The 26,566-nt window shown below is 35.8% G+C and carries 19 protein-coding genes; 14 read left to right on the top strand and 5 right to left on the bottom strand.

Features of this window, described 5'->3' with window-relative positions:
• Positions 1-17 precede the first annotated feature (17 nt).
• From CGC58_RS09060 to sufD, 3 genes are all read left to right on the top strand, one after another.
• The gene (locus CGC58_RS09060; RefSeq protein WP_095896422.1) at positions 18-1,052 is read left to right on the top strand and encodes an SMI1/KNR4 family protein; all 1,035 of its coding nucleotides are present in this window, start codon (positions 18-20) and stop codon (positions 1,050-1,052) included.
• Positions 1,053-1,144: 92 nt separating this feature from the next.
• Positions 1,145-1,711 (top strand): Tll0287-like domain-containing protein, encoded by a 567-nt coding sequence (locus CGC58_RS09055; protein ID WP_095896421.1) that lies wholly within the window; start codon positions 1,145-1,147, stop codon positions 1,709-1,711.
• A gap of 198 nt (positions 1,712-1,909) precedes the next feature.
• A complete protein-coding gene (gene sufD / locus CGC58_RS09050) occupies positions 1,910-3,208 on the top strand; it encodes a Fe-S cluster assembly protein SufD (protein ID WP_095896420.1) in 1,299 nt (432 codons plus the stop codon).
• 99 nt (positions 3,209-3,307) lie between these two features.
• Here the strand turns inward: sufD and CGC58_RS09045 are convergent, their stop codons facing one another.
• The 3 genes from CGC58_RS09045 to CGC58_RS09035 all read right to left on the bottom strand — a co-directional run bounded on the left by CGC58_RS09045 (position 3,308) and on the right by CGC58_RS09035 (position 7,412).
• Complete coding sequence (locus CGC58_RS09045) at positions 3,308-5,065, bottom strand: ABC transporter ATP-binding protein (RefSeq protein ID WP_095896419.1); 1,758 nt, start codon at positions 5,063-5,065, stop codon at positions 3,308-3,310.
• 65 nt (positions 5,066-5,130) lie between these two features.
• A complete protein-coding gene (holA, locus tag CGC58_RS09040) occupies positions 5,131-6,138 on the bottom strand; it encodes a DNA polymerase III subunit delta (RefSeq protein WP_095897181.1) in 1,008 nt (335 codons plus the stop codon).
• 116 nt (positions 6,139-6,254) lie between these two features.
• A complete protein-coding gene (locus CGC58_RS09035; protein WP_095897179.1) occupies positions 6,255-7,412 on the bottom strand; it encodes an ABC transporter permease in 1,158 nt (385 codons plus the stop codon).
• Here CGC58_RS09035 and CGC58_RS09030 point away from each other — a divergent pair.
• On the top strand, positions 7,363-8,718 hold the full coding sequence (locus CGC58_RS09030; RefSeq protein ID WP_198540720.1) for an exo-beta-N-acetylmuramidase NamZ family protein: 1,356 nt from the start codon (positions 7,363-7,365) through the stop codon (positions 8,716-8,718). The genes CGC58_RS09035 and CGC58_RS09030 overlap by 50 nt on opposite strands.
• A gap of 554 nt (positions 8,719-9,272) precedes the next feature.
• On the opposite strand, the gene CGC58_RS09025 is transcribed toward CGC58_RS09030, so the two are convergent.
• Positions 9,273-12,131, bottom strand: a complete 2,859-nt coding sequence (locus CGC58_RS09025; RefSeq protein WP_095896418.1) for a DEAD/DEAH box helicase — start codon at positions 12,129-12,131, stop codon at positions 9,273-9,275.
• 149 nt (positions 12,132-12,280) lie between these two features.
• On the opposite strand from CGC58_RS09025, the gene CGC58_RS09020 reads away from it, so the two are divergent.
• From CGC58_RS09020 to CGC58_RS09005, 4 genes are all read left to right on the top strand, one after another.
• A complete protein-coding gene (locus tag CGC58_RS09020) occupies positions 12,281-12,712 on the top strand; it encodes an RrF2 family transcriptional regulator (RefSeq protein WP_095896417.1) in 432 nt (143 codons plus the stop codon).
• Positions 12,713-12,728: 16 nt separating this feature from the next.
• On the top strand, positions 12,729-13,439 hold the full coding sequence (locus CGC58_RS09015; RefSeq protein WP_095896416.1) for a tRNA1(Val) (adenine(37)-N6)-methyltransferase: 711 nt from the start codon (positions 12,729-12,731) through the stop codon (positions 13,437-13,439).
• A gap of 298 nt (positions 13,440-13,737) precedes the next feature.
• Positions 13,738-14,901: an Ig-like domain-containing protein gene (locus tag CGC58_RS09010; RefSeq protein WP_095896415.1), complete on the top strand. Its 1,164-nt coding sequence runs from the start codon at positions 13,738-13,740 to the stop codon at positions 14,899-14,901.
• A gap of 136 nt (positions 14,902-15,037) precedes the next feature.
• Positions 15,038-17,083, top strand: a complete 2,046-nt coding sequence (locus CGC58_RS09005) for a multiheme c-type cytochrome (protein ID WP_095896414.1) — start codon at positions 15,038-15,040, stop codon at positions 17,081-17,083.
• 62 nt (positions 17,084-17,145) lie between these two features.
• On the opposite strand, the gene CGC58_RS09000 is transcribed toward CGC58_RS09005, so the two are convergent.
• The gene (locus CGC58_RS09000; RefSeq protein WP_095896413.1) at positions 17,146-18,603 is read right to left on the bottom strand and encodes an aminoacyl-histidine dipeptidase; all 1,458 of its coding nucleotides are present in this window, start codon (positions 18,601-18,603) and stop codon (positions 17,146-17,148) included.
• A 110-nt stretch (positions 18,604-18,713) separates the two neighbouring features.
• On the opposite strand from CGC58_RS09000, the gene CGC58_RS08995 reads away from it, so the two are divergent.
• The 6 genes from CGC58_RS08995 (at position 18,714) to CGC58_RS08965 (ending at position 26,465) form a co-directional block, all read left to right on the top strand.
• Positions 18,714-19,757: a DUF3810 domain-containing protein gene (locus CGC58_RS08995; RefSeq protein ID WP_095896412.1), complete on the top strand. Its 1,044-nt coding sequence runs from the start codon at positions 18,714-18,716 to the stop codon at positions 19,755-19,757.
• Positions 19,758-19,891: 134 nt separating this feature from the next.
• Positions 19,892-20,656: an alpha/beta fold hydrolase gene (locus CGC58_RS08990; protein ID WP_095896411.1), complete on the top strand. Its 765-nt coding sequence runs from the start codon at positions 19,892-19,894 to the stop codon at positions 20,654-20,656.
• 70 nt (positions 20,657-20,726) lie between these two features.
• Entirely contained in the window at positions 20,727-21,323 is a 597-nt protein-coding gene (yihA, locus tag CGC58_RS08985; RefSeq protein ID WP_095897178.1) for a ribosome biogenesis GTP-binding protein YihA/YsxC, read from the top strand.
• A 9-nt stretch (positions 21,324-21,332) separates the two neighbouring features.
• Complete coding sequence (locus CGC58_RS08980; RefSeq protein WP_095896410.1) at positions 21,333-22,556, top strand: DUF3667 domain-containing protein; 1,224 nt, start codon at positions 21,333-21,335, stop codon at positions 22,554-22,556.
• Positions 22,557-23,174: 618 nt separating this feature from the next.
• Positions 23,175-25,673, top strand: coding sequence for a DUF4982 domain-containing protein (locus CGC58_RS08970; RefSeq protein WP_095896408.1), 2,499 nt, complete (start codon positions 23,175-23,177; stop codon positions 25,671-25,673).
• Between the two features lie 192 nt (positions 25,674-25,865).
• The gene (locus CGC58_RS08965) at positions 25,866-26,465 is read left to right on the top strand and encodes a DUF4254 domain-containing protein (protein ID WP_095896407.1); all 600 of its coding nucleotides are present in this window, start codon (positions 25,866-25,868) and stop codon (positions 26,463-26,465) included.
• Positions 26,466-26,566 lie beyond the last annotated feature (101 nt).

The following is a 26,566-nucleotide window of genomic DNA, read 5'->3' as shown; positions in this document are numbered from 1 at the left end:
AAACAAACATACAAACAATGAAAAAGTTAGAAGCCTTAGAACAAGAATTTAGGTTTAAATATCCTGAATTATATAAAGAATTATACAAAAATAAAATGCTTGATAGCGGAGAATCCTCGTCTGATTGGTTTCAATTAACCTATCCGAAGTTAAAAGAGAACCCTCCCCTATTGCTTTATGGTCAGGATTTTGAACTAACACCCATAGAAGAAATTCAATCTGTCATCGAAGAGATGCGTGACCCTGATGATTATCGTGAAATAAATCCTGACTATCTGTTTGTACCTTTCGGACAAACGGGTGGAGGTGATTATTATTGCTTTTGGTATCACTTCCCCGAAGAAATTGAAGCAGACCAGCCGCTGATTGTGTTGCTTCCTCACGATGATATTGAGCTTGAAGTATTAGCAAAGAACTTGGAAGACTTTATCTTTGCCGAACTTTGCAAGTCGATTTGTGATGTTTACGAAGAAGGATTAATAATGGACGGTAGTTTCAGAGAGAATATTACTAATATGCTTCGCACGCATTTGCCTTATCTGTCAGAAGAAAAGCAACGTATTGTTTCAGAACTTTATCAGCGGGAATGGTTTACTCATACGTTTAAAGTGAGCTATGGCAAAGGTGAAGATAGCTATCAGGGACTTATCACTCGCGAAGATTTAGAAGAACTTTTGGAGAAAGAAATCGGTTTTCCTTACCGAAACGAAAGGTATAATTATGAAAGAGATACGGACACTCCTCCTCTTCAATTACATAAAATAGAAGGAATTCTATGGCTTTATTTTTCGCCTAAACCTGAGGAAAATTCGCCTGTGTACGAACTTTTAAAGCAACTCAACTGGCGTAAAGATGAAAGTATAACCGATAAGTTAGCCTATCAACGCAAATTAAGTCAGTTTACTCCCCATACGGATTGGGCTACCCGACAAAAGGAAATTTTGGAAGCCTTCTTGCCTCGTCTTCAAAAGCTCAAAGAGTTTGAAGGATTTCAATTAATTTTTAAAGATGATTCTAACGGAGAAATCATTGATTTAACCAGTTATATTTAAGTAAAAATATAAGATATTTTTCAGAAAACAAGAAATAATAAATTTTTATTTCTCAATATTTTATTATAAATTTGAACCTAAATCTTATTAAAATGAAACGGATATTTTTTATTACAGTTGGGCTTCTTTTAGTAAGTTGCAACCATTCAAGAAAGCTAACCGAAACTGAGATTGCCAATTATTTGACGTTGGGAGACAGCATTGCCACCCAAACACAGAAAGTTCTGCTAATGAACGTTTCCGCAAAGATGAAGGAAGGTGGTGCCGTTCACGCTGTGGATTTCTGTAGCGAAAAAGCTGTTTTCCTGACAGACTCGCTTTCCAATAAGCATCATATTCAGCGTGTTTCCAACAAAAACCGCAATCCTAATAATGCTATCTCTTCCGAGTTAGACAAAAAAGCTTGGGATGAAATTTCAACTTTAATGGGAGATTCTTCCAAAGAAAAACATTTGATTTTGCAGGAAGGAAACGAGGTTTACTACTATAAAGCCATTCCGCTGGGAATGCCCACTTGCTTGGCTTGTCACGGTAATCCGCAAGCTGAAATCACCCCCGAAGCCTTGCAAATAATATCGCAAAAGTACCCAAACGACAAAGCTACTAACTATAAAATGGGCGAGCTTCGCGGACTTTGGAAAATTAAAATTAACGAATAATCTTTCTGAAATAACTAAGGGAATTAATGAGAGTTGCCTTTCTTGAGGCAGCTCTTTTTAATTTTTGTACGGAAAAAAATACAGATTTTAAATCATTGACGTAAATATTTTGCTCATCAAATTAATTTTTTTCGTACCTTTGCGGACTTCTTAGGATAAAGAAGGAAATTTATTTTAAAAAATTACTATACTAAAAAAATGAACTTAAAAGAAAATTGGCTATCATCCTTTGAAACATTTGAAAATAAGGAGGATATATTAAAAGATACACGTAAGGAAGCTATTTCGGTTTTTGAAAAGAAAGGATTTCCTACGAAAAAAGACGAGGCGTGGAAATACACCTCACTTTCGGCATTGCTGAAAAATGATTTTTCTTTGTTTCCGAAAGTAAAAAATCAAGTTACGAAAGAGCAAATTCGTCCGTTTTTAGCTGAATGCAATAGTTATAATGTTGTTTTTGTTGACGGAGATTTTATTCCTGAATTATCTGATATTCAGTCAAATGATTTTATGATTTCGCCTTTGAGTGACATTTTAAAATCTTCTGATAATAAGGAGTTTGTTACGAAACATTTCAATCAAGAAACACGTAAAGACGATGTTTTTACCGCATTGAACACAGCCTTTGCCAAGGAAGGAATTTGCATCTATATTCCTAAAAGCAAAGCAATTGAAAAACCAATACAATTACTCTACATTACAACTAATTCGGATGGGGCAATTTGTCATCAACCTCGAAATGTTGTGGAAGTAGGCGAAAACGCACAAGTGAAAATCATTGAAATTCACCAAAGTTTATCGCAAAATCCTGTGCTTACCAACACTGTAACTGAAGTTTTTGTCCGTGAAAATGCAATTTTGGATTATTACAAAATTCAGAATGATAATTCACAAGCGTCACTAATTGACAATACATATATTTCGCAAAAAGAAAACAGTAACGCTTCAGTACATACATTTTCTTTCGGAGGTGATTTAACACGTAATAACTTAAATTTCTTCCATCACGGAGAGCATTTGGAATCAACTTTGAAAGGCGTTACAATTCTGTCAGGAAATCAGCATGTTGACCATTACACGTTGGTCAATCACGCTGAACCAAATTGCGAAAGCCATCAAGATTATAAAGCCATTTTATCCGACAAAAGCACGGGCGTTTTCAACGGAAAAATTATGGTTGAGAAAATTGCTCAGAAAACTAATGCTTATCAGCAAAACGATACAATTTTGCTTTCAGATAAGGCTAACATCAATACAAAACCACAGTTGGAAATCTTCGCTGATGATGTGAAATGCTCGCACGGATGTACGGTAGGAGAACTCAACAAAGAGGCTCTTTTCTACCTGCAAACACGTGGAATTCCTAAAAAAGAAGGTGAGGCATTGCTCACTTACGCTTTTGCAAACACAGTTTTGGAAAGTGTAAAAATTCCCGAATTAGAGGAGTATATCAGCAAACTGATTTCTAACAAATTAGAAGTGAATATTTTGGTTTAAAACAAGTACTTTAACTCGAAAAATCTGCCTTAAGACACCTTTTGGCAGATTTTTTATTTTTCAATAATTCAAACTTAAATTGATTATAGAACAAAGTTTTTAAACGTTTTCTGTTTTGAATTGCACTTCGTAAAGATTTCGGTAATACCCGTTTTCAAGCTGAAGTAACTCATCGTGAGTGCCTATTTCCACGATATTTCCTTTATCCAACACAATGATTTTATCTGCCTTTTTAACCGTGGTAAGTCGGTGAGCAATGATGATGGAGGTTCGTCCTTGGGTTATTTTGTCGGTGGCTTCCTGAATCATTTTTTCCGAATGTGAATCAACTGACGAAGTGGCTTCATCAAGAATAAGTATCTCAGGTTTACTCATATACGCACGCAAAAAGGCTATTAACTGACGTTGCCCTGCTGAGAGCATCGTTCCTCTTTCTTTCACGTTATAATGATATCCGTCAGGAAGTTTCATCAAAAAATCGTGTACACCAATGCTTTTTGCTGCTTCAATTACATCTTCTTCTTTGATATTCGGATTTTTCAATGTAATGTTGTTCAAAACACTATCGGCAAACAAAAACACATCTTGCAACACTACTGCAATATGCTCGCGTAATGAAGACAAAGTCAGCGTTTTGATATCGATATCATCAATATAAATTGCTCCCGACTTAATATCATAAAAACGATTTAACAGATTGATAATCGTTGTTTTACCTGCTCCTGTTGCCCCAACAATGGCTATTGTTTCACCTTGTTTTGCCTCAAAACTTATTCCACGTAGAATTTCCTCACCTTCAACATATTCAAAACGAACGTTTTCAAATCGGATATTGCCTTTTACGTTTGTGAGTTCTTTAGTTCCTTCTTTTTCAAGGTCTGCCGTTGTATTTAAAATGGAAAATACACGTTGAGAGGCTATTACGCCCATTTGCAAAGTATTAAATTTATCAGCAATATGCCTAAGCGGGCGAAATAACATCTGTGTAAGCTGGATAAACAAAAATATAACTCCTAAATCAAATATATTTTCAGAAATAGCGTTAAATCCTCCGTACCAGACAATTACAGCTATCGTGATAGATACACACAAATCTCCTATAGGAAAAAAAATAGAGTTATACCAAATCGTTCTGAGCCAACCTTTTTTATGTTTTTCATTGATTTTTTTAAATTTCTCAAATTCTCCTTTTTCTTGCGTGAAAAGCTGCACAATTTTCATTCCCGAAATTCGTTCTTGCACAAAGGAATTCAGATTGGCAACTTCTTTACGAACCTCAACAAAAGCTGATTTCATTGATTTTTGAAACCATCGCGTCATATACAAAATGAAAGGCATCGCCATAAAACTTATTAACGCTAATCGCCAATCAATCACGAGCATAACAATTGTTATTACTACCATTTTCAGCAAATCGCTTATGATTTCAAAAAGCCCCGAACTGAAAACTTCACCAATGCGTTCCATATCATTCACTGCACGCGTAACTAACACACCTACAGATGATTTATCATAATATGCCATTTTAAAACGCAACAAATGAGCGAAGAGCTTTTTGCGAACATCTCTGATTACAGTTTGTCCCAACCAACTTGCAGAATAAGCAAACAAGAATTGCACAAGAACTTCTGTCACTAATGTTGCAACCAAAATATATGTGATGACAAGAAGCCCTTCGTAATTTTTAGGAATAATGTAATCGTCAATAGCGGTTTTGATAAGATAAGGCTGAGCAGTGGCGAGTAATGAGGCCAAAACGGACAAAAAAGCAACTACAAAAAAAGTAAAGCGATAGGGCTTTACAAAATGATAAAGTTGTTTGAAGGTTTGTTTATTGCTTTTTGAAATTTCTGACATCTTTTATATTTTTTCAGTGAAAAACCGTCGCATAATGCTTTTATACCGATATTCCTCAGTAAATTTTAATTTCTTAAGATATTTATGATTAGTTCTTTGAGTAGGTCGGCTTGAGGAGCATTCACTGCCCCCACTCCTTTGCTTTTCATATCTACTTCCCGAAGCCCGGCAATTATGGCACTAACTCTCTTCATCGGGTAGTTGCGAGCTGCCGTATGATATTCTTTAACAAAATACGGATTGATTTTCAGTACACTTGCTACGTTTTTATCAGTTTGGTCACTAAGCCCGTGATAAGCCAAAAGTTGCTGAAAAAAACTGTAAAGAGTACCAAGAGTAACAACAATAGGGTTATCTTTCGGGTTATCAGCAAAATACCGTATAATACGTACCGCTTTGAATTCATCTTTTTCGCCAATTGCTTTTCGTAATTCAAAATTATTAAATTCTTTGCTGATTCCTATATTTCTTTCAATAATATCAGGAGTGATTTCCGTATTTTGCGAAACTATCAAAGTAAGTTTATCTATTTCATTTTGAATTCGGCTTAAATCTGTTCCCAAAAACTCTACAAGCATTTGCGTAGCTTGCGGATGAATTGCATAACCTTTTTCTTTCAAAATGGCTGGAATCCAATTCATCACATCTCTGTCGTAAAGTTTCTTACTTTCAAAAAGAACACAATTTTTCCCCAGAGCTTTCACCAGTTTTTTGCGTTTATCAAGAGTCTTGTACTTGTAGCAGATTACCAAAACGGTTGTTGGCGTGTAATTTTCCACGTACGAAACCAAATCTTCCACCGAATTCCCCAAATTCTGAGCTTCTTTTACGATAATTACCTGATAAGGAGCCATCATCGGGAAGCGTTTTGCATTATTGATAATATCGGCAACCGATACATCTTGACCATAAAGTACCATCTGGTTGAATCCCTTTTCGTCTTCCGAAAGGATATTTTCCTCAATATAATCCGAAATCACATCAATAAAATAAGGCTCCTCCCCCATCAGGAAGTAAATCGGGGCAATATTCCCCTTTTTGATATTATCAATAATTTTTTTGACTTCGTTCATAACCATTGTGAAAATGCAAATATACAAAAAAGAAAGAATCAACAGCAATTACAAATTAACAGACATTTTTCCTCAAAAAATGTTTCAACTTTTTCCGTTTCTAAACTCAATAACTATTAAGAAAATTTCATTGATTTTGTAGGAGATATTTTAGTTATAACGTAAGTAGGCAAAAGCAAAATCATCAAGCAGAGGAATAAAACACCAATGTTTAAGAACAAAATAATCAATGGTTCAATATAAATTGGGACTTCCGTTACATAATAAGTACTTGGGTCTAACTTCAACAAACTGTATTTCTGCTGAAGGAAAAGCAATAATAATCCCAATACATTTCCCCAAAAAAGCCCCAAAGAGATAATATACGCAGCGTTATACAAAAATATTCCTTGAATGCTTTTATCCGTCGCACCCAAACTTTTTAAAGTTCCTATCATCGGAGTTTTTTCCAGAATTAACACCAAAATAGCAGTTATCATATTGAACCCGCCAACGATAATCATTATCCCGATGATGAGGTAAATATTAAAATCAAACATTCCCAACCACTCAAAAATAAAAGGATACTTCTGGATAATTGTTTGTGAATCAAGATGTGAAACCGTTTCCCCGTAAACTTTCATTCCTACTGATTCTATTTTATCAAAGTCATTGATAAAAACTTCAAAGTTGCCGATTTCTTCCGCTTTCCACTGATTAATACGCTGAATTTGCCTAATATCCGTAAAAATATATGATGCATCAAATTCCTGAAAACCACTATTGTAAATCCCAACAATTTTAAAATTCCTCTGATTAGGCATTTGTGAACTTTCATCTTTCAGAAAGATGGCGTGACAGCTATCTCCGAGTTTCAAATTCAACCTGTTAGCGAAATATTCCGAAATGAGAATTTCATTACTGATTTCTTCTTCTTTAAAATTAGGAATACGTCCTTCTTTTATGAATTCCTTCATTAATTCCCAATTGTAGTCCTTCCCTACCCCTTTGGCTAAGATTGCCTCATAACTGTTTTCGGTACGGACAATTCCTCCTTTGGTAGCTACCGCCTGAATATGCGTAATTTCGGGAATATTTGCGAATTTCGGATAAAAATCCTGATGAATGGAAATAGGTTTTATGGAAACTTCCGAAGCGTTGTTATCGTAGTTGTAGATTTGAATATGTCCCTGAAAGGCAACAATTTTCTCTCGTATTTTTCGTTGCAAGCCCATTCCGGTAGCAATGGCAACGAGCATCATCATTATCCCGACAGCAATAGCCACTATCGCCATTTTGATAATTGGAGAAGATACTGTACTTTTGTCCGATTTCGAAAAAATAATTCGTCGTGCTATGAAAAATGGAAAATTCAACCGTAACTTTTTTATTAGAAAGGTCAAAAATACAATTTTTTTGCTATTCTTGATGGCTTCGTGCAAAAATAATGGACAAAAAATCACCAACAAAGCCTTCACACCCACTCAGGAAACTTCGCAGGAAATTATTTTGGGAGCAAACCGAATGGATTTGTATCTTACTCTCTTACAGAACAAAAAAGTTGGGATAGTTACCAATCAAACCGGAATTGTAAAGACCCAAAACGGCAAATATGTTCATCTGGTTGATACACTTTTAAAGAAAGACGTGAAAGTTATCAAGGTTTTTGCTCCGGAACACGGTTTTCGCGGGCAAGCCGACGCCGGTGAAGTGGTAAAAGACGGTAAAGACAGCAAAACCGGGCTTCCTATCGTGTCACTTTACGGAAAAAACAAAAAACCTACCAAAGAACAACTCGCAGACCTTGACGTAGTCCTTTTTGATTTGCAAGATGTCGGGGTGCGTTTCTATACTTACATCTCTACCCTGCATTATGTTATGGAAGCCTGTGCCGAACAACAATTACCCGTCGTGGTTCTTGACCGACCTAACCCCAATGCTCACTACATTGACGGTCCCGTACTCGAACCTGAGTTTAAGAGCTTCATCGGGATGCATCCTGTCCCTGTAGTTTACGCAATGACCATTGGTGAATACGGGCAGATGATTAACGGAGAGAAGTGGCTCAACAATAATTTGGTTGCCAACCTCAAGGTTATCCCTCTTGCCAATTACACGCATCAAACGCCTTACAGTTTGCCGGTAAAACCCTCGCCGAACTTGCCCAACGATGTTTCTATCAACCTTTATCCCAGCTTGTGTTTCTTTGAAGGCACAAATATTAGTATGGGACGCGGAACTTCGTGGCAATTTCAGGTATATGGCTCACCATACCTCGAAAATACTTCCTTTAGCTTTACCCCGAAACCCAATGAAGGCGACAAGAAGCCTATGTTCAACGGAAAGGTTTGCTATGGAGAAGATTTGAGGAATCATCCTACCTTATCGAAGTTGAATTTTACTTGGCTGAAAAAAGCCCTCGAGCAATCGAAGGGAGTAAAAATGCCTTTTTTCACTTCCTCTTTCAATAAGATTGCAGGAAACGCCACACTGAAACAACAAATCATCGACCAGAAAAGCGATGACGAAATACGGAAAACGTGGCAACCCGCTCTGGATAAATTCAAACAAACACGGAAGAAATATTTAATCTACAAGTAATAAGATATCAATTTTATTTTATCCGTATTCAATAAACAGAAATAAAATATCAATACATAATAATTTATAATCGAAAGGCAAGAGTAATATCTTGCCTTTCTTTTTTTTATTTTTTATCAGTTAGAAGTAATTTATCAAACTACAGAAATCAATTAGCAAGATACAGAAATGAATTAGCAACTTGCAGAAATGAATTAGCAACTTGCATAAATCAATCAGCAAACTTCATAAATAAATTATCAATATTCAGAAATGAATTATCAACTTTCAGAAATGAATCAGCAAGTTTGATATATCATTTTTTCTGTCAAAAAATTGAATTATATATTATTTTTCACCATTTTATCAAACAAAAACAGCATTTATACGGTCAATTTTGTTATTTATGAGCTTAAAAAATAAAAAAATAAGCACAAATAAATGATTTTTACCTTCAAATCATTCATTTGTGCATATTAAAACAATACTTTATAAAGATTTTATATCTGTTTACTGATTATTTTATCTCGTTTTAAATAAATTTTTATTGTTAGAAAAATTTGTTTATTAAAATATTATTCTAAAATTTCATCAATTTTTTCGATAACCTCAGCAACTAATGCAGTTTCTTCAACGATATTTTGTGAAAGTTCTTTTTTAGTTTGTTGTAGTTTGATGATTTTTTCTTCAATTGTGTTTTTAGATACAAAACGAGCCACATTTACCTTGTTTTTCTGCCCTAATCGATGTGCACGAGCGATGGCTTGCCTTTCCGAAAAGGGATTCCACCAAGGATCAAGCAAAAGTACGTGTGAAGCTTCGGTAAGATTGAGCCCAACCTCTCCGGCTTTGAGTGAAATGAAGAAAAATTTTACTTGCCGATTGCTTTGAAAGGCTTCAACTTCTGCTTTTCGCTGTTGCGTAGGCACTTCTCCGGTAAGTTTGGCATATTGTACGCCTTGCTCATTGCACCATTTTTCAAATATCTCCAAATGTGATACAAAACTACTGAAAACAAGGGCTTTATGGTCGGAATGTAACACAAGTTCCATATAATTAATCACTTCCTCATACTTTCCTGATGGAATTTCACTGGTTTCATCTACCAATTTCGGATGATTGCTTATCTGCCGAAGCCTCATTAGCACGTTTAATGCGTTAAATTGAGTGATTTTACGCTCTATACGAAGTAATTCATTCCGAGCTTTTGATTTTTCACGCTCATACCATTGCTGCTGAGCTTCAGAAAGTTCGCAATATATGATTTGTTCCATCATTTCAGGCAAATCATCAAGTACTTGTTCCTTTGTTCGGCGTAAAAGAAAGGGACTTATGATGGTTTTTAGCTCTTCTAATGCAACAAGGTCGCCTTTTTTCTCAATATTATGCTTGAAATACTTACTAAAATGCGAAAAACTCCCTAAAATATTGGGGTTAATGAATTGCATTTGCGACCATAAGTCACTCAAAGAGTTTTCTATGGGCGTTCCACTCAAAGAAATTTTATGCTGAGCTTTAATTTCGTGAATTGCTTTAAATATTTGCGAGTTTTTATTCTTTATGCGTTGGCTTTCATCTAAAATAATGTATCGGAACTCTTGTTTTTGAAAGATTTTCGCATCTCGGGTCACGATGGGATAACTCGTGAAAATCATATCGTAATTCTGCAACCGATTTGCCTTTCCCTTACGGTCATTACCCACATATTGCGTGCATTTGAAGTGAGGTGCAAAGCGTTTTGTTTCGTCATACCAGTTAAATACCAAAGATGACGGGAGAATTACCAAAACTCGGAGAGGTTCTTTTTGTTTTTGTACGGAACTGAACAAATCTGCTGGGTGATGGTTCTCTACTTCCGGAAGTTTATCGTGAACATCTACGAGCAAAGCTATGGTTTGCAGGGTTTTACCAAGTCCCATATCATCAGCAAGGCAAGCTCCCAATCCGTTATAGTGATGTTCCAGAAGCCATTTCACACCTTCCTGCTGATACGGACGAAGTGTGGCTTTCAGGTTTGGTGAAGGCGTGTATGTAACATTACTAACGAGTGTTTGTGCTTTTAATTCGGGTAATTCCTCCAAAAGTGCGTAGTTACTCTTAGGAAGTTGCAGTTTTCCTTCTGAAATTTTGGCAAACTTCATTAAAGTTCCGTATCTGCTGAACCACTCTTGCGGAATAATGAATATATTTCCGTCAGAAAGCGTATAAATCGGGTTGTTTTCTCTTATATTTTTAATCAAATCCTTAAAATGGAAGGTCAAATCACCTTGTTTTACTCTCATATTGAGGTCAAACCAGTCATTTTCGCTTTTTGTTTCGGAAAATAACAGTTCTGGGGGAGTTATTGGAGCTTTCTTTCCGTCAATTTCAATTTCTTTAAGGGAAAAATCGGCTTCAAGTAAGTCATTTTTCTTTTCTAACAGATAAAAATAAGAAGCAAATGGGTTTTCTTTCTTCAAAAAGAAAGTTCCTTCGCTTTCTGTAAAGCCTAAATTGATTAAAACTTGGTGTTTTTCGGTTTCTTGCTGAAGATTTCTCTTATAATTGGTAATTTGAAGCTCTTCATTGGCTTTCATTTCCAATACGGAATGTGATTTTTTAGATTGGTTGCTGCTAAATGCGTAACCTTCGTAATCAAATTCCAGATATATTTTGTAATGATTAGCAAAAAAGTCGTGCATTAAGTGCAATTTTGTTGCAATTACTTCATTTTTATGAATAATATCGAAACCTTTTGCGTTAATTTCCACTTTTTTGAGGATTCCTTTGAGAAATTTGTCAAAATATTCGCTAATGAGTTTCTCTGGAATGAAAACTTCTGCCTTATTTAGGAAGGGTTTTACGTTCAGTGCCTTAATGTGAGCGACTTTTATCAATTTCTTATCGATAACAAGCCACGACTTTTCATTATTTAGTAATTCTATCCGATGCTGATAAGGAATAATTTGCTCATTATCATCTAATAAGGAAAGCCTATAGGTGATGCCTACTTCTGTTTTTTCGAACTCCAAGAAAGGCTGGAAAATCTTTTGGGTGATTTGTATTTTCTGTTTAGCGATTTCATCTTTAGTGTTGAGATTGACCGTCAGGAAAAAGTCATTTTCTGAAATAATTTGCAGAATTTGTGCAGTCTTTTCCTCAATATACGTCAATATTACTTGCTTTTGTTGCGTATTTTTGTACAAAACCTCCACCGAAGCGGACTTTTTCGCAAACTTTTTAATCAAAACGGGCTTCTGAAGGGTATTTATCAATTCCAGAAGCTGTTTTTGTCTTTCATTTGAAACTATTTGAGGTAAACTTTTAAGAGTTTCTTCGTTTGCCTTCTTAAAGAAATACCAAGCACTGCCTTTTTGTTCCGCAATGTAGGCATTGGGCAAAAAAGTAGCGAAATCGGCATCCAACGAAAGGTCAAAAAAGAGCAAATAATTCATACGGGTTCGTGTCGGGGCAAAAGTTCAATTAAAGGGCGGCAAAAATAATTCTAAAATTTGGGATAACCTTGCCTTTTTAGCTCAAAGGAGAAAAATATTCGGCATAAAAAAATTTTTCATACCTTTGCCCCCAATTTATTTACATTATTATGTTTTCCAATTCAAGTAAATACGCAATTAATGCCGTTTTGTATCTTGCTGTTCACTCGTCTGAATCCAATAAGATTAGCGTGAAAGAAATTGCAGAAAAGCTGAGCATTCCACCTCCGTTTTTGGCGAAGATACTCCAAACTTTAGCCAGAAAAAAAGCTATCAACTCAACTAAAGGACCCGGAGGAGGATTTTGGATTTCAGATGAAGAAAAAGAAGCACCGCTTATCAGCATTATTGAGCATATTGATGAATTACACAGGTTTATGACTTGTTCTATGAGCTTGAAAGGCTGTTCGGAAGAGGAGCCTTGCCCTATACATTATGCTATTAAGCCTTTTAAAGATGAATTAAGAAAGCAACTTAGCGAGAATAGTATTGCCTTCTTTGCCAATAAAATAAATAACGGAGAGGCTTTCCTGTTCGTGTAATCATTCTCTCATTATTATGACCTTCAAATTCAAACAATTTTCAGTTTCACAGGCACAAAGTGCGATGAAAATAGGCACCGATAATGTACTTTTAGGAGCTTGGACACCGATTGACAATTCCCCTGAAAGTATATTGGACGTTGGGGCGGGAACGGGCGTTCTTGCACTTATGTTGGCTCAACGCACGAATGCAGAAACCATTGACGCTGTGGAAATTGACGAAGAAGCATACATCGAATGTACTGAAAACTTCGAAAATAGCCCTTGGGCAGACAGGCTTTTTTGTTATTTTGCTTCTTTTCAAGAATTTGTGGAGGAAATGCAAGATGAAAAGTACGACCTAATTATTTCCAATCCTCCTTTTTACACTGCTGATTATCAAACTGAATGCGAATCACGTAACAAGGCTCGGTTTGAAAACTCTTTGCCTTTCGGAACATTGGTGGAAGGCGTTGCCTCATTGCTTTCAGATGAAGGCGTTTTTTCTGTGATTGTGCCATTTGCAGAAGAGGAAAATTTTGTGCAATTGGCTCGTGAAAAAGGTCTCTTCCCGAAGAAAATCACTCGTGTAAAGGGCAATGCCAATTCAGAAGTAAAACGTAGTTTAATTGCCTTTGACCGAAAAAGTGAAGTTTGCATTTTCGACCTATTGATTATAGAGAAAGAGCGCAACGTATATACTGACACCTACACCGAAATAACGAAAGATTTCTATTTAAAAATGTAATTTATAACGCAATAATCAAACTTATTCTAAAATTTTTTCTTAAAAAATTAAAGATTTTTAAATACAAAAAACTATAATTTTTTGTATTTGAGAAAAAACACTTCTTACTGTAAATCAGAAAAATAAGTTTATTCTTCATAAAAATCCACCGTTAAAGATTTCTAAAATGCTTTACAAAAGTATTTTTTTACCATACTTTTGCACCGAAATTTAAAAACATTTCAAGAAAATACTTATCAAATAATATTTTCAAATAAATAAAAAAGAAAACAATATTAAAACTATATTTTTTTAACAAATGAAGAAATCATTTATCCTTTTGGCAGTTGCAGGAATAATAACTTTGGGTTCTTGTACAAAAAATGAAGTGGAAATTACACCAACAGTACAAGAAATTACCATTTCAGAGAAAAAAGATTTAACACTTCAAATCGGGCAAACTTCACAGGAAATTATCGTAATGGGAGGAGATAACGAAAATTTCAAAATTGTTTCGTCACAACCTTCAGTAGCAGAAGTGCAACAAAACAAAAACAAATTCACAATTAAAGCATTACAAGAAGGCGATGCTGTCATTTCAATCAGCTCAGCCGGAAAAACAAAAGAATTGTCAGTCAATATTTCTAAAGTTTTAGTGGAACGAATTGAAGTATTGGAATCAGGAAATTATCAAGCCGGAAATGCATCAATTTTCTTTAAAATTTATCCGGAAAATGCGACAAATAAGGAACTTGTATGGGAATCAAGCAATAAAGATATAGTAAAAATCGCCGATGCCAAAAAAGGTGAAATTTTTGTAATGAACAAACCTGGAAAATCTTCTGTAATTACAATCAAAAGTAAAGACGGAAGCAATGTGAGTGTTCAACACACTGTGAATGTGGTACAATTGGTAAGACAAATTGATTTAGATGTAAGAGAAAATCTTTCTTTGGCAGTGGGTACTACGTTTAAGCTCAACTATGTTATTTCTCCTGTAAATGCAACCAACAAAAATGTTTCTTGGCAGTCAAGCAATCCTGATGTAGTTTCCGTGGATAGTGAAGGTAACATCACTACTTTGAAAGGAGGTATCGCACGAATTACCGTTACGGCAAATGACGGCTCAGAAACGTCAAGTTCTGTTGAAGTGAAATCTGTTTTAGGAATTAACAAAATCACTATTGATACAGCTGTTAATGACGAAATTAGAGTTAAAAAAATGTCGAAAACTCCACTAAGCATCACCACTTGGAGTAATGACAAGCAAGTAGAAAGCGGCATCACAAAAAAATCACAAAAGAGTGAAACCGCAACCGTTCGTTGGAAAGCTGCTGACGGATATTACTTTGGAAAAGAACGTGATAATGCCGAACACATTTTTGATGCCTACAAATCAGGTTCCGTAAAAGTAACCGCTACTTACTATGATACACTTGAAAATGAATATGTGGAAAAAGAAGTAACCATAATCGTTGAATAAAAACTCCATTTTTAATTATCAACAAAAGGGAAAGTAAATAATTTACTTTCCTTTTTTGCTTTTCTATTTTAGATTCTTTCTAAGAAAACAATAATGCTTTTTTCGTTATTTTTGTACACATTTTACAATCAAAACAATGACGAAAAAATATCTGTTTATTTTCATATTGGCAGCCATAATATTAGTAATTTTGGTTTTTATATTCTTCCCCAAAACAGACAATTACACCAAAATCGAAGATAATCACCAAGAATACGAACAAGGTTACGTAGGCTCGCATTCTTGTAAAGAATGCCACGAACAAGAATACGCAGAATGGGAATTATCTGACCATTTCAAAGCGATGCAGCACGCCAACGACCAAACCGTTTTGGGTGACTTCAATAATGTTACATACACTGCCGACGGAATTACCTCCCGATTCTTTAAAAAAGATGGAAAATTCTATATAAATACAGAAGACGAAAACGGAGAATATCGTGATTTTGAAATTCTTTTCACTTTTGGGCACTACCCATTACAACAATATTTAACCCCTTTTGAAGGCGGAAAAATGCAAGTATTTCGGCAAAGTTGGGACAGCAGAGAAAACAAGTGGTTTCATCAATATGCTGGAGAAAAAATTCCGCCCGATGATTACCTTCACTGGACAAATGCTGGTCAAAACTGGAACTTAATGTGTTCTGCTTGTCATAGTACAAATCTGCAAAAGAATTACAATCCGCTGGAAGACACCTACAAAACCACTTACGATGAACTGACCGTGGGATGTGAGAGTTGCCACGGACCCGGAAAAAAACACAATGAGTTTATGCGAAGCTCAGACTATCAAGCCGGAATTTCCAAAAATTTGTTCATTGATTTAGGAAAAAATACATCGCAACAGACAGAACTAAATACTTGTATGCCTTGCCATTCCCGAAGAGGTGAAGTCACACAACATCACACTCCTTCCAACGAAATTATGGACAATTACATTCCTGAAATTCCGATGACAAACATCTATTTTGCAGACGGGCAAGCCCTTGATGAGGTTTACAAATATGGTTCTTTCCTTCAAAGCAAAATGTATCACGCTTCAATCAAGTGTACTAACTGCCATTTGCCACATTCAGGAAAACTAAAAATGCAAGGAAATCAGTTGTGTTTACAATGCCATACCCCAAATTATGCCACAAGTGCACACACTTTTCATAAGGAAAATACAGAGGCTTCTGACTGTAAATCGTGTCATATGCCAACACGCACCTATATGGGAAACGACATTCGTCACGACCATAATTTTGCTGTTCCTCGTCCTGATTTGTCGGACAAATATGGAGTTCCAAACGCCTGCAATACTTGCCATAACGACAAATCCGCAAAATGGGCGAGCCAAGCAGTAGAAAAATGGTATGGAAAAGAACGAAGACCACATTTTGCAGAAAATTTGATTATCGGAAGCCAACAAAACGAAGAAAGTTTAGAGCGATTGAATGAATTGCTCACAAACGAGACCACTCCTAATATCATTCGAGCAACTGCTATGCACTATTTAGGAGGAATATACACGGAAGAAAGTCTTCAGCTGGTAAAAAAAGAATTGAAAAGCCAAGATGCTCTTACTCGTTACCGAGCGGTTATAGCTTTAGGAAATTTCCCGATACATTTGTATGAAAACGAGTTAATTCCGCTATTAACCGATAAAGTAAAAGCTGTACGAATAGCCACAGCCTACGTGTTTCTGTCACAAAAGGGATTAGAACAATCAAAATTACTATCTTCCTTTGAATCAGCCCGAAAAGAATATGAAATTTTTGTACTTTCACAAGCTGATTTTCCGGTAGGAAGTGCCACAGCTGGTGATTATTTCACGAACTTAGGAGACACAGACAAAGCAATTTTATTCTACGAAAGAGCTATCAAAAAAGATAAAACTCTGAATCACGTTCGCTTGAACTTAGCAACACTTTATAACAGAAAAGCACAAAACGACAAAGCGTGGCAAATACTTAACGAAGCCCAAAATTATGCCCCGAAAAACCCTCAAATTTATTACTTTATGGCTTTGTTAAGCAGTGAAGAAAAAGATTATAACCAAGCGAAAAAATATTTTGAAAAAGCGATGCAATTGGGAATGAATAATGAAAATATTCAAAGAAACTATCAATCAGTGATTCAACTAATTAAAAACAACAATTAACATAAAAGGAACTATTTCTTAATTGAAAATAGTTCCTTTTTAAATCATATTTTCTTCTGAATTTAACTTGGAGTATTTTTCAAAATTTCAAGCAAATATTTCCAGAATTTTTGAACAGATTTGATATTCACTTTTTCATCGGGAGAATGTGCCCCTTTGATGGTAGGTCCGAAGCTAATCATTTCCATATTGGGGTAATTCTGTCCTAAAATACCGCATTCCAGTCCTGCGTGACAAGCAACAACATTTGGTTTTTCCCCGAATAATTTCTCATATTGTTCTTTCAATACCTTCAAAATAGAAGCATTAACATTAGGCTCCCAACCAGGATAACTTCCTGTGAATTCTACCTCAAATCCGGAAAGTTCAAAGGCTGAACGTAGTGCATTTGCCAAATCAAACTTCGCTGATTCCACTGAAGAACGCGTCAAGCAAAGAATTTTAATTTCTCCATTTTTGATAACCACACGAGCGATGTTATTGCTGGTTTCTACCAAATCCGAAATACTTTTGCTCATTGCATAAACTCCGTTGTGAGCTGTGTAAATCGAACGTAAAACTCCTTCCTGAACGCCCAATTCCATTACACTTTCAGGCAGATTTACATCTTCCAAAGTAATGGAAAAATTAGGTTCTGTTACTTGTAATTCGTGTTTAATTACTTCGGCAAGTTGCTTAAATTCAAACTGAAACGCCTCATTCTGAACTTTATCAACTACCACAATAGCAACACTTTCACGAGGAATGGCATTACGAAGCCCGCCTCCGTTTACCTCAGCAATTCGCAGACCAAAGTTTTCAAATCCGTCAAAAAGCAGGCGGTTCATTATTTTATTGACATTGCCAAAACCTTTGTGAATATCCATTCCGCTATGTCCACCTTGCAATCCTTTTACAGCGATTTTGTACGCGACAACATCTTGCGGAGTTTCTTCTTCGTCATACTCACGGAAAGCGGTAACATCCACGCCACCAGCACATCCTATGTCTATTTCGTCATCTTCTTCAGTGTCCAAATTCAGAAGAATATCCCCTTTGAGCAGTCCGCCTTTAAGCCCCATTGCTCCGGTCATTCCCGTTTCTTCATCGATGGTAAAGAGTGCTTCAATGGCAGGATGAGCAATATCGGTACTTTGCAGAATTGCCATTATTGCGGCTACTCCAATTCCGTTATCGGCTCCGAGTGTGGTTCCTTCTGCTTTTACCCAATCGCCTTCGATTTTCATTTTAATGCCTTCCGTGTCGAAATCAAAAACGGTGTCGTTATTTTTTTGATGAACCATATCCAAATGCGATTGAAGCACTACCGTTTTTCGGTTCTCCATTCCGCTTGTTGCTGGTTTTCGGATAATTACGTTCCCTACTTCATCTTTTGAAGTTTCCAAACCTAATTTCTTCCCGAAATCCATCATAAAAGCAATTACCTTTTCTTCCTTTTTTGACGGACGAGGCACAGCATTCAAATCTGCAAAATTCTCCCAAAGTGCTTGGGGTTGTAGTTTTTTTATGTCTGTATTCATATTTGATAAAATTAAAAACGAGTTTCGCGAACTCAAGTTATAAGTTGAAGGCTCAAAGTTAATGATAAAATTTATTATTTTTGCCCTCAATTCAAAATTATTTCGGCGGAATGAAACGCAAATATATTTTTTACATCTTTTTTATCGGAATTTGGATATTACTGCGAAATTCACCTCAAATAACAGAAACTTTTTACAGCAGAAATATATATCCTTACATCGCAAAAACACTTCATTTTGCTTTCGGATGGATTCCTTTTTCATTCGGAGATGTTTTTTACACCATTTTAGGCAGTTTTATTGTATATTTCATCATAAAAAATATAAAAAAAATATGGGAAAAGCCCATTTGGTTCGCTGATAAAGCTTTTTCTTTCATTTTTGCAATCTTTTTTTGTTTTTTTTCTCTCTGGGGGTTCAATTATTTTCGCATTCCGCTATCGGAATCATTAAAAATCAATACAAAATACACAAAAGAAGAACTTTTACTGGCTACTGATATATATATTTCAGAAGCAAATCATTTCCATAAACAATTAGCAGAAAATGACAGTGTAAAAGTTGATTTTCAAATGCCACATCGCGAGATTTACAAAATCGCTTCTGAAAGTTTCCCTCTGGAAATTGAAAACTTGACTGATTTTTCCTCGTTTAGAAGTGTAAAACCGTCAATTTACAGTTTGTTTTTGACCTATATGGGGTACAGCGGTTACATCAATCCTTTCACCAATGAGGCTCAGGTAAACGGAAAAATAATTGGTTACTCCACCGCCGTCACAGCCTGCCACGAAATCGCTCACCAAATGGGATACGCCGCTGAAGAAGAAGCTAATTACATTGGCTATTTGGCTGCAAAAAATAGCGATAATCCACATTTTAAGTACTGTGCTTCCATTTTTGCTTTGCGTTATCTGCTTAACGAAGTTTATAAATTCGCTCCTGAAAAATACGAAGAAGTTAAGGGAAAAATCCGTTACGGAATTTTTGAAAATTATGCAGAAACCCGCCGTTTTTGGCAGCAATATGAAAACAAAGCCGAACCGATTTTCAAAGCAAGTTACGATGCTTTTCTGAAAGCTAACAAACAACAACAAGGTATTGAAAGTTATAATTTGGTTGTAGGTTTGCTTATAAATTCAAAAATAAAAAACTGAAAATCTGAATATTACACACAACAACCTCTTTCTTTTCGGAAAAAAATAACACTTTTTGAGAAAAAATATATGATTTTCTTATGTTATTCCAATATAAGTAGTATATTTGCTTACGGATTTTTCAGCCAAAATTGATGACAACAGAAGTAAAAAAAGAGGGTAAATTTTCATACATAGAAGAAGGAGAAGGAACTCCAATTATCATTCTGCACGGACTTATGGGAGGGTTGAGTAATTTTGAAGGAGTCCTTTCATTTTTTTCAAAGACAAATTACAAGGTAGTTATTCCTGAATTGCCTTTGTTTTCAATGCCTTTATTGACTACATCTGTCAAAACCTTAGCAAAATTCTTACGAAAATTCATCAAACATAAAAAATTTGAGAACGTTATCCTCTTAGGAAATTCACTGGGAGGGCACGTGGGGCTTCTTTATACAAAAATGCATCCGCAGAACGTTAAAGCACTCATTTTAACGGGAAGTTCAGGGCTTTACGAAAGTGCTATGGGGGATGGCTATCCGCGTCGGGGTGATTACGATTTTATCAAAAAGAAATGCGAAGAGGTTTTCTATGACCCTGCGGTTGCCACAAAAGAAATCGTTGATGATGTTTTTCAAAATGTAAATGACCGAGGAAAATTAATAAAAACGTTGGCTCTTGCCAAAAGTGCTATTCGCCACAATATGGCTAAGGATTTGCCCAAAATGCACACTCCTACTTGCCTGATTTGGGGGAAAAATGACAGCGTTACACCACCAAAAGTAGCGGAGGAATTTCACGAATTACTTCCTGATTCTGAACTATTTTGGATTGATAAATGCGGTCACGCACCAATGATGGAACATCCCGATGAGTTTAACGAACTGCTAAACAATTGGCTACTTAAACGAAATCTATAACAGAAAGAAAAGTCACTACACGTTTAGTGATTTTTCGTTTTTAAAAAGCATAAAACTTTTAAAAAGAATGATTATTACCAAAGCTGAATTTATTGTAAGTAACTCTGACGTAAGTAAATGCCCCTCTGAACCGATTCCCGAATATGCTTTCATTGGGCGGTCAAACGTTGGGAAATCTTCGCTCATTAATATGCTTACCAACAATAAAAATTTAGCGAAAACTTCGGGAAGACCAGGAAAAACACAACTCATCAATCATTTTAAAATAAATAACAATTGGTTTTTGGTGGACTTGCCCGGGTACGGATATGCCCGTGTGTCAAAAACAACCAAAAAAACATTCCAAAAGTTTATCACTCAATATTTTGAGAAACGCCAACAATTAGTTTGTGCTTTTGTTTTGGTGGACATTCGCCACGAACCTCAAAAAATTGATTTGGAATTTATGCAATGGCTGGGCGAAAATGCTATTCCGTTTGGGATTATTTTTACCAAAGCCGACAAGCTGAAACCCAACGCCATCGAACGGAATGTTGAAGCCTACAAAAGTATTCTGCTCGAAACTTGGGAAGAATTCCCTCCGCATTTCGTTACTTCCTCGGAAAATAAAACAGGAAAGGAAGAACTTCTGCAATACATTGATGATATCAACAAAAGTTTGCGATAAATTTCTTTTATGAAGAAAAGAAAACGAATATCCCAATGCCCAAATTGCCAAACGATGCTTTCGGTGAGGGATAATTTCTGTCCAAACTGCGGACAAGAAAATCACTATAATGATTTTTCCGTCAAAGAATTAGCGAATGACTTTTTTGGGTCATTCATAAACTTCGACAACAAAATCTGGAACACGCTCAAAACCATCTTCCGTCCCGGACAAATTACCAAACAATATATCGAAGGCAAACGCATTCGGTTTGTACCGCCTTTCAAGTTGTATCTGTTTTTTTCCTTCATTTTCTTTGTAATGATGAGTTTTTCTTTTCAAAAAGCCTCTCATTCCGATTTCACGAAAAGAATTTTCAACAGAATTAATAAAACCATCGATTCGGAAACACTAAATATCTCCGAAAAAGAATACAATCAGCTTAAAAATGCCAATTCCGATGAAATAAAATCGTTTATCGACAGTGTTTTTGCCCATAAAACAAAATGGAATCAAACAAAAAAAGAAGATTTTTACGATTTAGTAAATAAAAACGGATTTGAAAGCTTTCGAGTAGATGTTTCAGAGAATAATTTTTCTATAGGAACGCAAAGAAGTTTCCTTTCATACGATATTTTTATGAAAAAAAAGCCGGAATTTGATACTATTTGGACTGGAAAACATCAACTCACACGCAAGGAACTGCAATCCGTTTACGGAAATAACTCCAAAACGGATTCCTTGATAACGGCAAAATGGAAAAACCTCGGGCATTTTGAGCGAATAAAACTTCATAACTCAATCAACCAAACAGGTGTTTTTACCTTCGGAACGGTAAACCAAATGACCGAATTCATCGATGCACAAATCGGGAAATATTTATCGATTATCTCCTACACCATTATTTTAATGATGCCTTTTGTATCATTACTCCTACTTATTTTCTTTCACAAAAAATATAAAAAACTATACGTACACCTGATTCATTCCCTGCATTTACATTCAATTATCTATCTGTTTACCAGCGTTTTTATGGGAATATTTTTATTGATAGGATTAAACAATTTGTTCTGGATATTATATGTACTTTTCCTAATAGGATTAATAATATATTTCATAATTTCCAACAAGATTTTATATCGGGAAAGGCGTCTCATAACCGTTTTTAAATCACTCATTTTAATCTTTTTATATTTCGGAATCTCGTTGTTCCTTACTATATACGTCGGATTTCTTTCCGTGTCATACACCTAAAAGTTTTTAATCACTTTTTTTCTTCTTGATGTTTTTCTGTTTTGAAATTTGTCTTTTTCAGAACAGATTTTCCTTATTTTCATTTCTTTTAGAACTTCAAACAGAATAATCGAACCAAAAATCAAATAGTTATTAATCATTATACCTTGAAAAAATATTTTAACTAAATAGTTAAAACTAAAAAACAAAGTAAAATAACTTTTAACTAAATAGTCAAAATCGAAAAACAAACTGAAACAACTTTTAACTAAATAGTCAAAATCGAAAAACAAGATGAAATGACTTTTAACTAAATAGTCAAAACTAAAAACAAACTGAAACAACTTTTAACTAAATAGTCAAAACTGAAAAACGAACTGAAACAACTTTTAACTAAATAGTTAAAACTAAAAACAAGAATAAATGACTTTTGACTAAATAGTTAAAACTGAAAAATAAACTGAAACAACTTTTAACTAAACAATTAAAGAATAAAAAAATGATAAAACTCACAAGCTTACAGATATAATCATCTGATTCATCGTTAAACAGATTAAAGTTTTCTAACTCAAAATAAATTACTATCTTTGAGGTCGAAAAATTGACTAATAAAGTGATAAACCGATAATTTTTAAGCCAATGAAAAATATATTTTTATCAACCATTCTGTTAGGAATTAGTTCGTTAAGCGTGGCACAGACCTCGCAAACGCTCGAAAAGAATTGGAAATTTACGCGTGAGGACAACAAAAACTTCTCGCAAGTAGCTGTGAACGACAAAAAATGGCAAAGTGTAACCGTGCCGCACGATTGGGCGATTTACGGACCTTTTGACATTGAAAACGATGTGCAACGCACCGCCATTAAGCAGGACGGACAGGTAGCTCCCATTGAGCATTCAGGGCGTACGGGAGGACTTCCGTTCGTGGGCGTGGGCTGGTACAGAACTTCTTTTGATGTGGCTGATTTTAACGCTGACAAAAAGGTATTTATCCAATTTGACGGGGCAATGTCCAATGCCGAAGTGTTCGTAAATGGGCAAAAAGCAGGTGAGTGGCATCACGGATACAATACTTTTTTCTTCGATGTTACTTCTTTGGTAAAAGAAAAAAACAACACCTTGGCGGTTCGGCTCGAAAATCTTACGCAGCAGTCGCGTTGGTACCCCGGGGCAGGGCTTTACAGAAATGTGCATATCATTACCAAACATAAAAATCACATTCCGATTTGGGGGGTACAAATCACAACTCCTGTTGTTAAGAAAAATTTCGCAAAAGTTGTGATAAAAACGGAATTATCTCTGGAAGTGAAGCAGAATTATTTCGTACATACCATAATTAAAGATAAAAACGGACAAAAAGTTGCTGAAAAACAAACTCACTTAACAAAATATGATGTAGCTATGGGCTATGTGATTGAACAAGACTTCTTTATTGACAATCCAGAGCTTTGGGATATTCAGCAACCGAATTTATATACAGCCGAAGTTTCTTTATTTGAGTCTTGGGGCGATGTTTATTCAAGTTCTGAAAAAGTAACGAATACTTTTGGTATCCGAAAAATCGAAATCAAACCCAACGACGGCTTCTACCTGAACGGACGCAAAATCAAGTTTCAAGGAGCTTGTATGCACCACGATTTAGGACCTTTGGGCGGAGCGGTTAATGAGGCGGCTATCCGTCGTCAAATCAAAATAATGCAAGATATGGGCGTAAATGCCATTCGTACCGCTCACAATATGCCTGCCCCTGAGTATGTGCGTATTGCAGACGAAATGGGAATGATGCTTGCCCTTGAAAGTTTTGACGAGTGGGCAATTCCGAAGGTACAAAACGGCTATCATTTGTATTTCAAAAACTGGGCTGAAAAAGATTTGACCAATTTGGTGCGTCATTTCCGCAACAATCCGAGCGTAGTGATGTGGTTCATTGGTAATGAGGTGGAAGAACAAAGCGTGGAGGAGGGAGCCAAAGTAGCACGATGGCTGCAAGATATTATCCACAAGCACGATGGTACACGTCCGGTTTCCAACGGAATGGACAGACCTGACCACGTCTTCAAAAACAATATGGCGGCGACAATGCAGGTAGCTGGGTTTAACTATCGTCCGTTCCGATACCAAGAAGCCTATAAAAAATTACCACAACAGCTAATTTTAGGAAGCGAAACGGCTTCAACTATCAGTTCACGAGGCGTTTATAAATTCCCTGTGGAGCGAAAATCAATGCCGAAATATGCCGACCAACAGACCTCTTCTTACGATGTGGAACATTGTGGCTGGTCGAACCTACCCGAAGACGACTGGATTCAGCACGAAGACCTTCCGTATGCCATCGGTGAATTTATCTGGACAGGTTTTGACTACTTGGGCGAACCGACTCCGTATTATGTAGAATGGCCAGCTCACAGCTCATACTTTGGTGCGGTCGATTTGGCAGGGCTTCCAAAAGATAGATTTTACCTTTACAGAAGCCATTGGAACAAAGAAGCCGAAACGCTACACGTTCTACCACATTGGAATTGGGAAGGACGTGAAGGACAGGTAACTCCGATTTTTGTTTATACAAATTATCCTTCGGCAGAGGTTTTCATCAATGGAAAAAGTCAAGGGAAACGTAGCAAAGATTTGAATATTCCGCTTGACGGAAGTTACACCAAAGAAGCGCAGCAATCGTTTGAGCGTCAGAAACGTTATCGCCTAATGTGGCTCGACACCAAATACGAGGCAGGAGAGGTAAAAGTGGTTGCTTACGACAAAAACGGAAAAGCCGTAGCTGAAAAAATTGTAAAAACCGCAGGAAAACCTCATTCACTTCGCCTTACTTCCGACAGAAATGTAATTACTGCCGACGGAAAAGACCTTTCGTTCATTACCATAGAAGCGGTGGACAAAGACGGAAATCTATGTCCTAATGTAAATGATTTGGTTACTTTCAAAGTGAGTGGAGCAGGAACATATCGTGCGGCAGCCAATGGCGATGCCACCTCAACCGACCAATTCCATTTGCCAAAAATGCATCTTTTCAACGGAAAATTGGTAGCCATAGTTCAATCTGCTGAAAAATCCGGAGAAATCACTTTTAAAGCCGAGTCAAAAGGTTTGAAAGGAGCAGAAATCAAACTAAAAACAGAAAAATAAACAAAAAATCAAAAAAAGGTTTCTCAAAAAGGGAAACCTTTTCTGTTTTACATTAAAAATTCAATTGATAATTTGCTTTTTGATAAAAAACACCGCAAAAATTATTTTCAATTACCAAAAAATACATCTTGAAATTCTCAAATTTTAGAAATTTCAAAAATTAATTCTATCTTTGTAAAAAATAATCTGATTATGTTTAGTGAAAGAGCTTTTAAAGTTTTTGAAGAAAGTATCAACAAATATCATATCTTAGATGATGTATATCAGCCATTTGAAAACCCTTATCCTTCCAAAAGCATAGAGCATTTACTCTATCGAAAAAATTGGATTGACACGGTGCAATGGCATTATGAAGATATTATTCGTGACCCGAAAATTGACCCCGTAGCTGCATTGGATTTAAAACGTAAAATAGATGCTTCAAATCAGGATAGAACTGATACTGTGGAATATATTGATAGTTATTTTCTCAATCTGTACAAAAATGTTAAGCCTCAAGCCAATGCTACAATAAACACAGAAAGTCCCGCTTGGGCAATCGACAGATTATCTATTCTTGCTTTAAAAATATATCATATGCAGGAGGAGGTAAATCGTCCTGAAGCATCGGCTGAACATAAAGCAAAATGTCAGGAAAAACTTAACATCCTCTTGGAGCAGAAAAAAGACCTTTCACTGGCTCTCAATCAACTTTTGGAAGACATTGAGGCGGGCAGAAAATATATGAAAGTATATAAGCAGATGAAAATGTACAACGATGAGGAACTTAATCCGATTTTGAGAAAAAAATAATCTCATTATAAACAATTTATACATATTGACTTTGGTAAAACTTATGATTTTGCCAAAGTTTTTTGTTTTAAATCAAAACTAAAAATTGATGAACAATTCTC

The organism is Capnocytophaga stomatis (assembly GCF_002302635.1).
GTDB classification, from domain to species: domain Bacteria; phylum Bacteroidota; class Bacteroidia; order Flavobacteriales; family Flavobacteriaceae; genus Capnocytophaga; species Capnocytophaga stomatis.
Note: the sequence above shows the minus strand (reverse complement) of the source record. Positions and strands in the feature narration are given on the sequence as shown.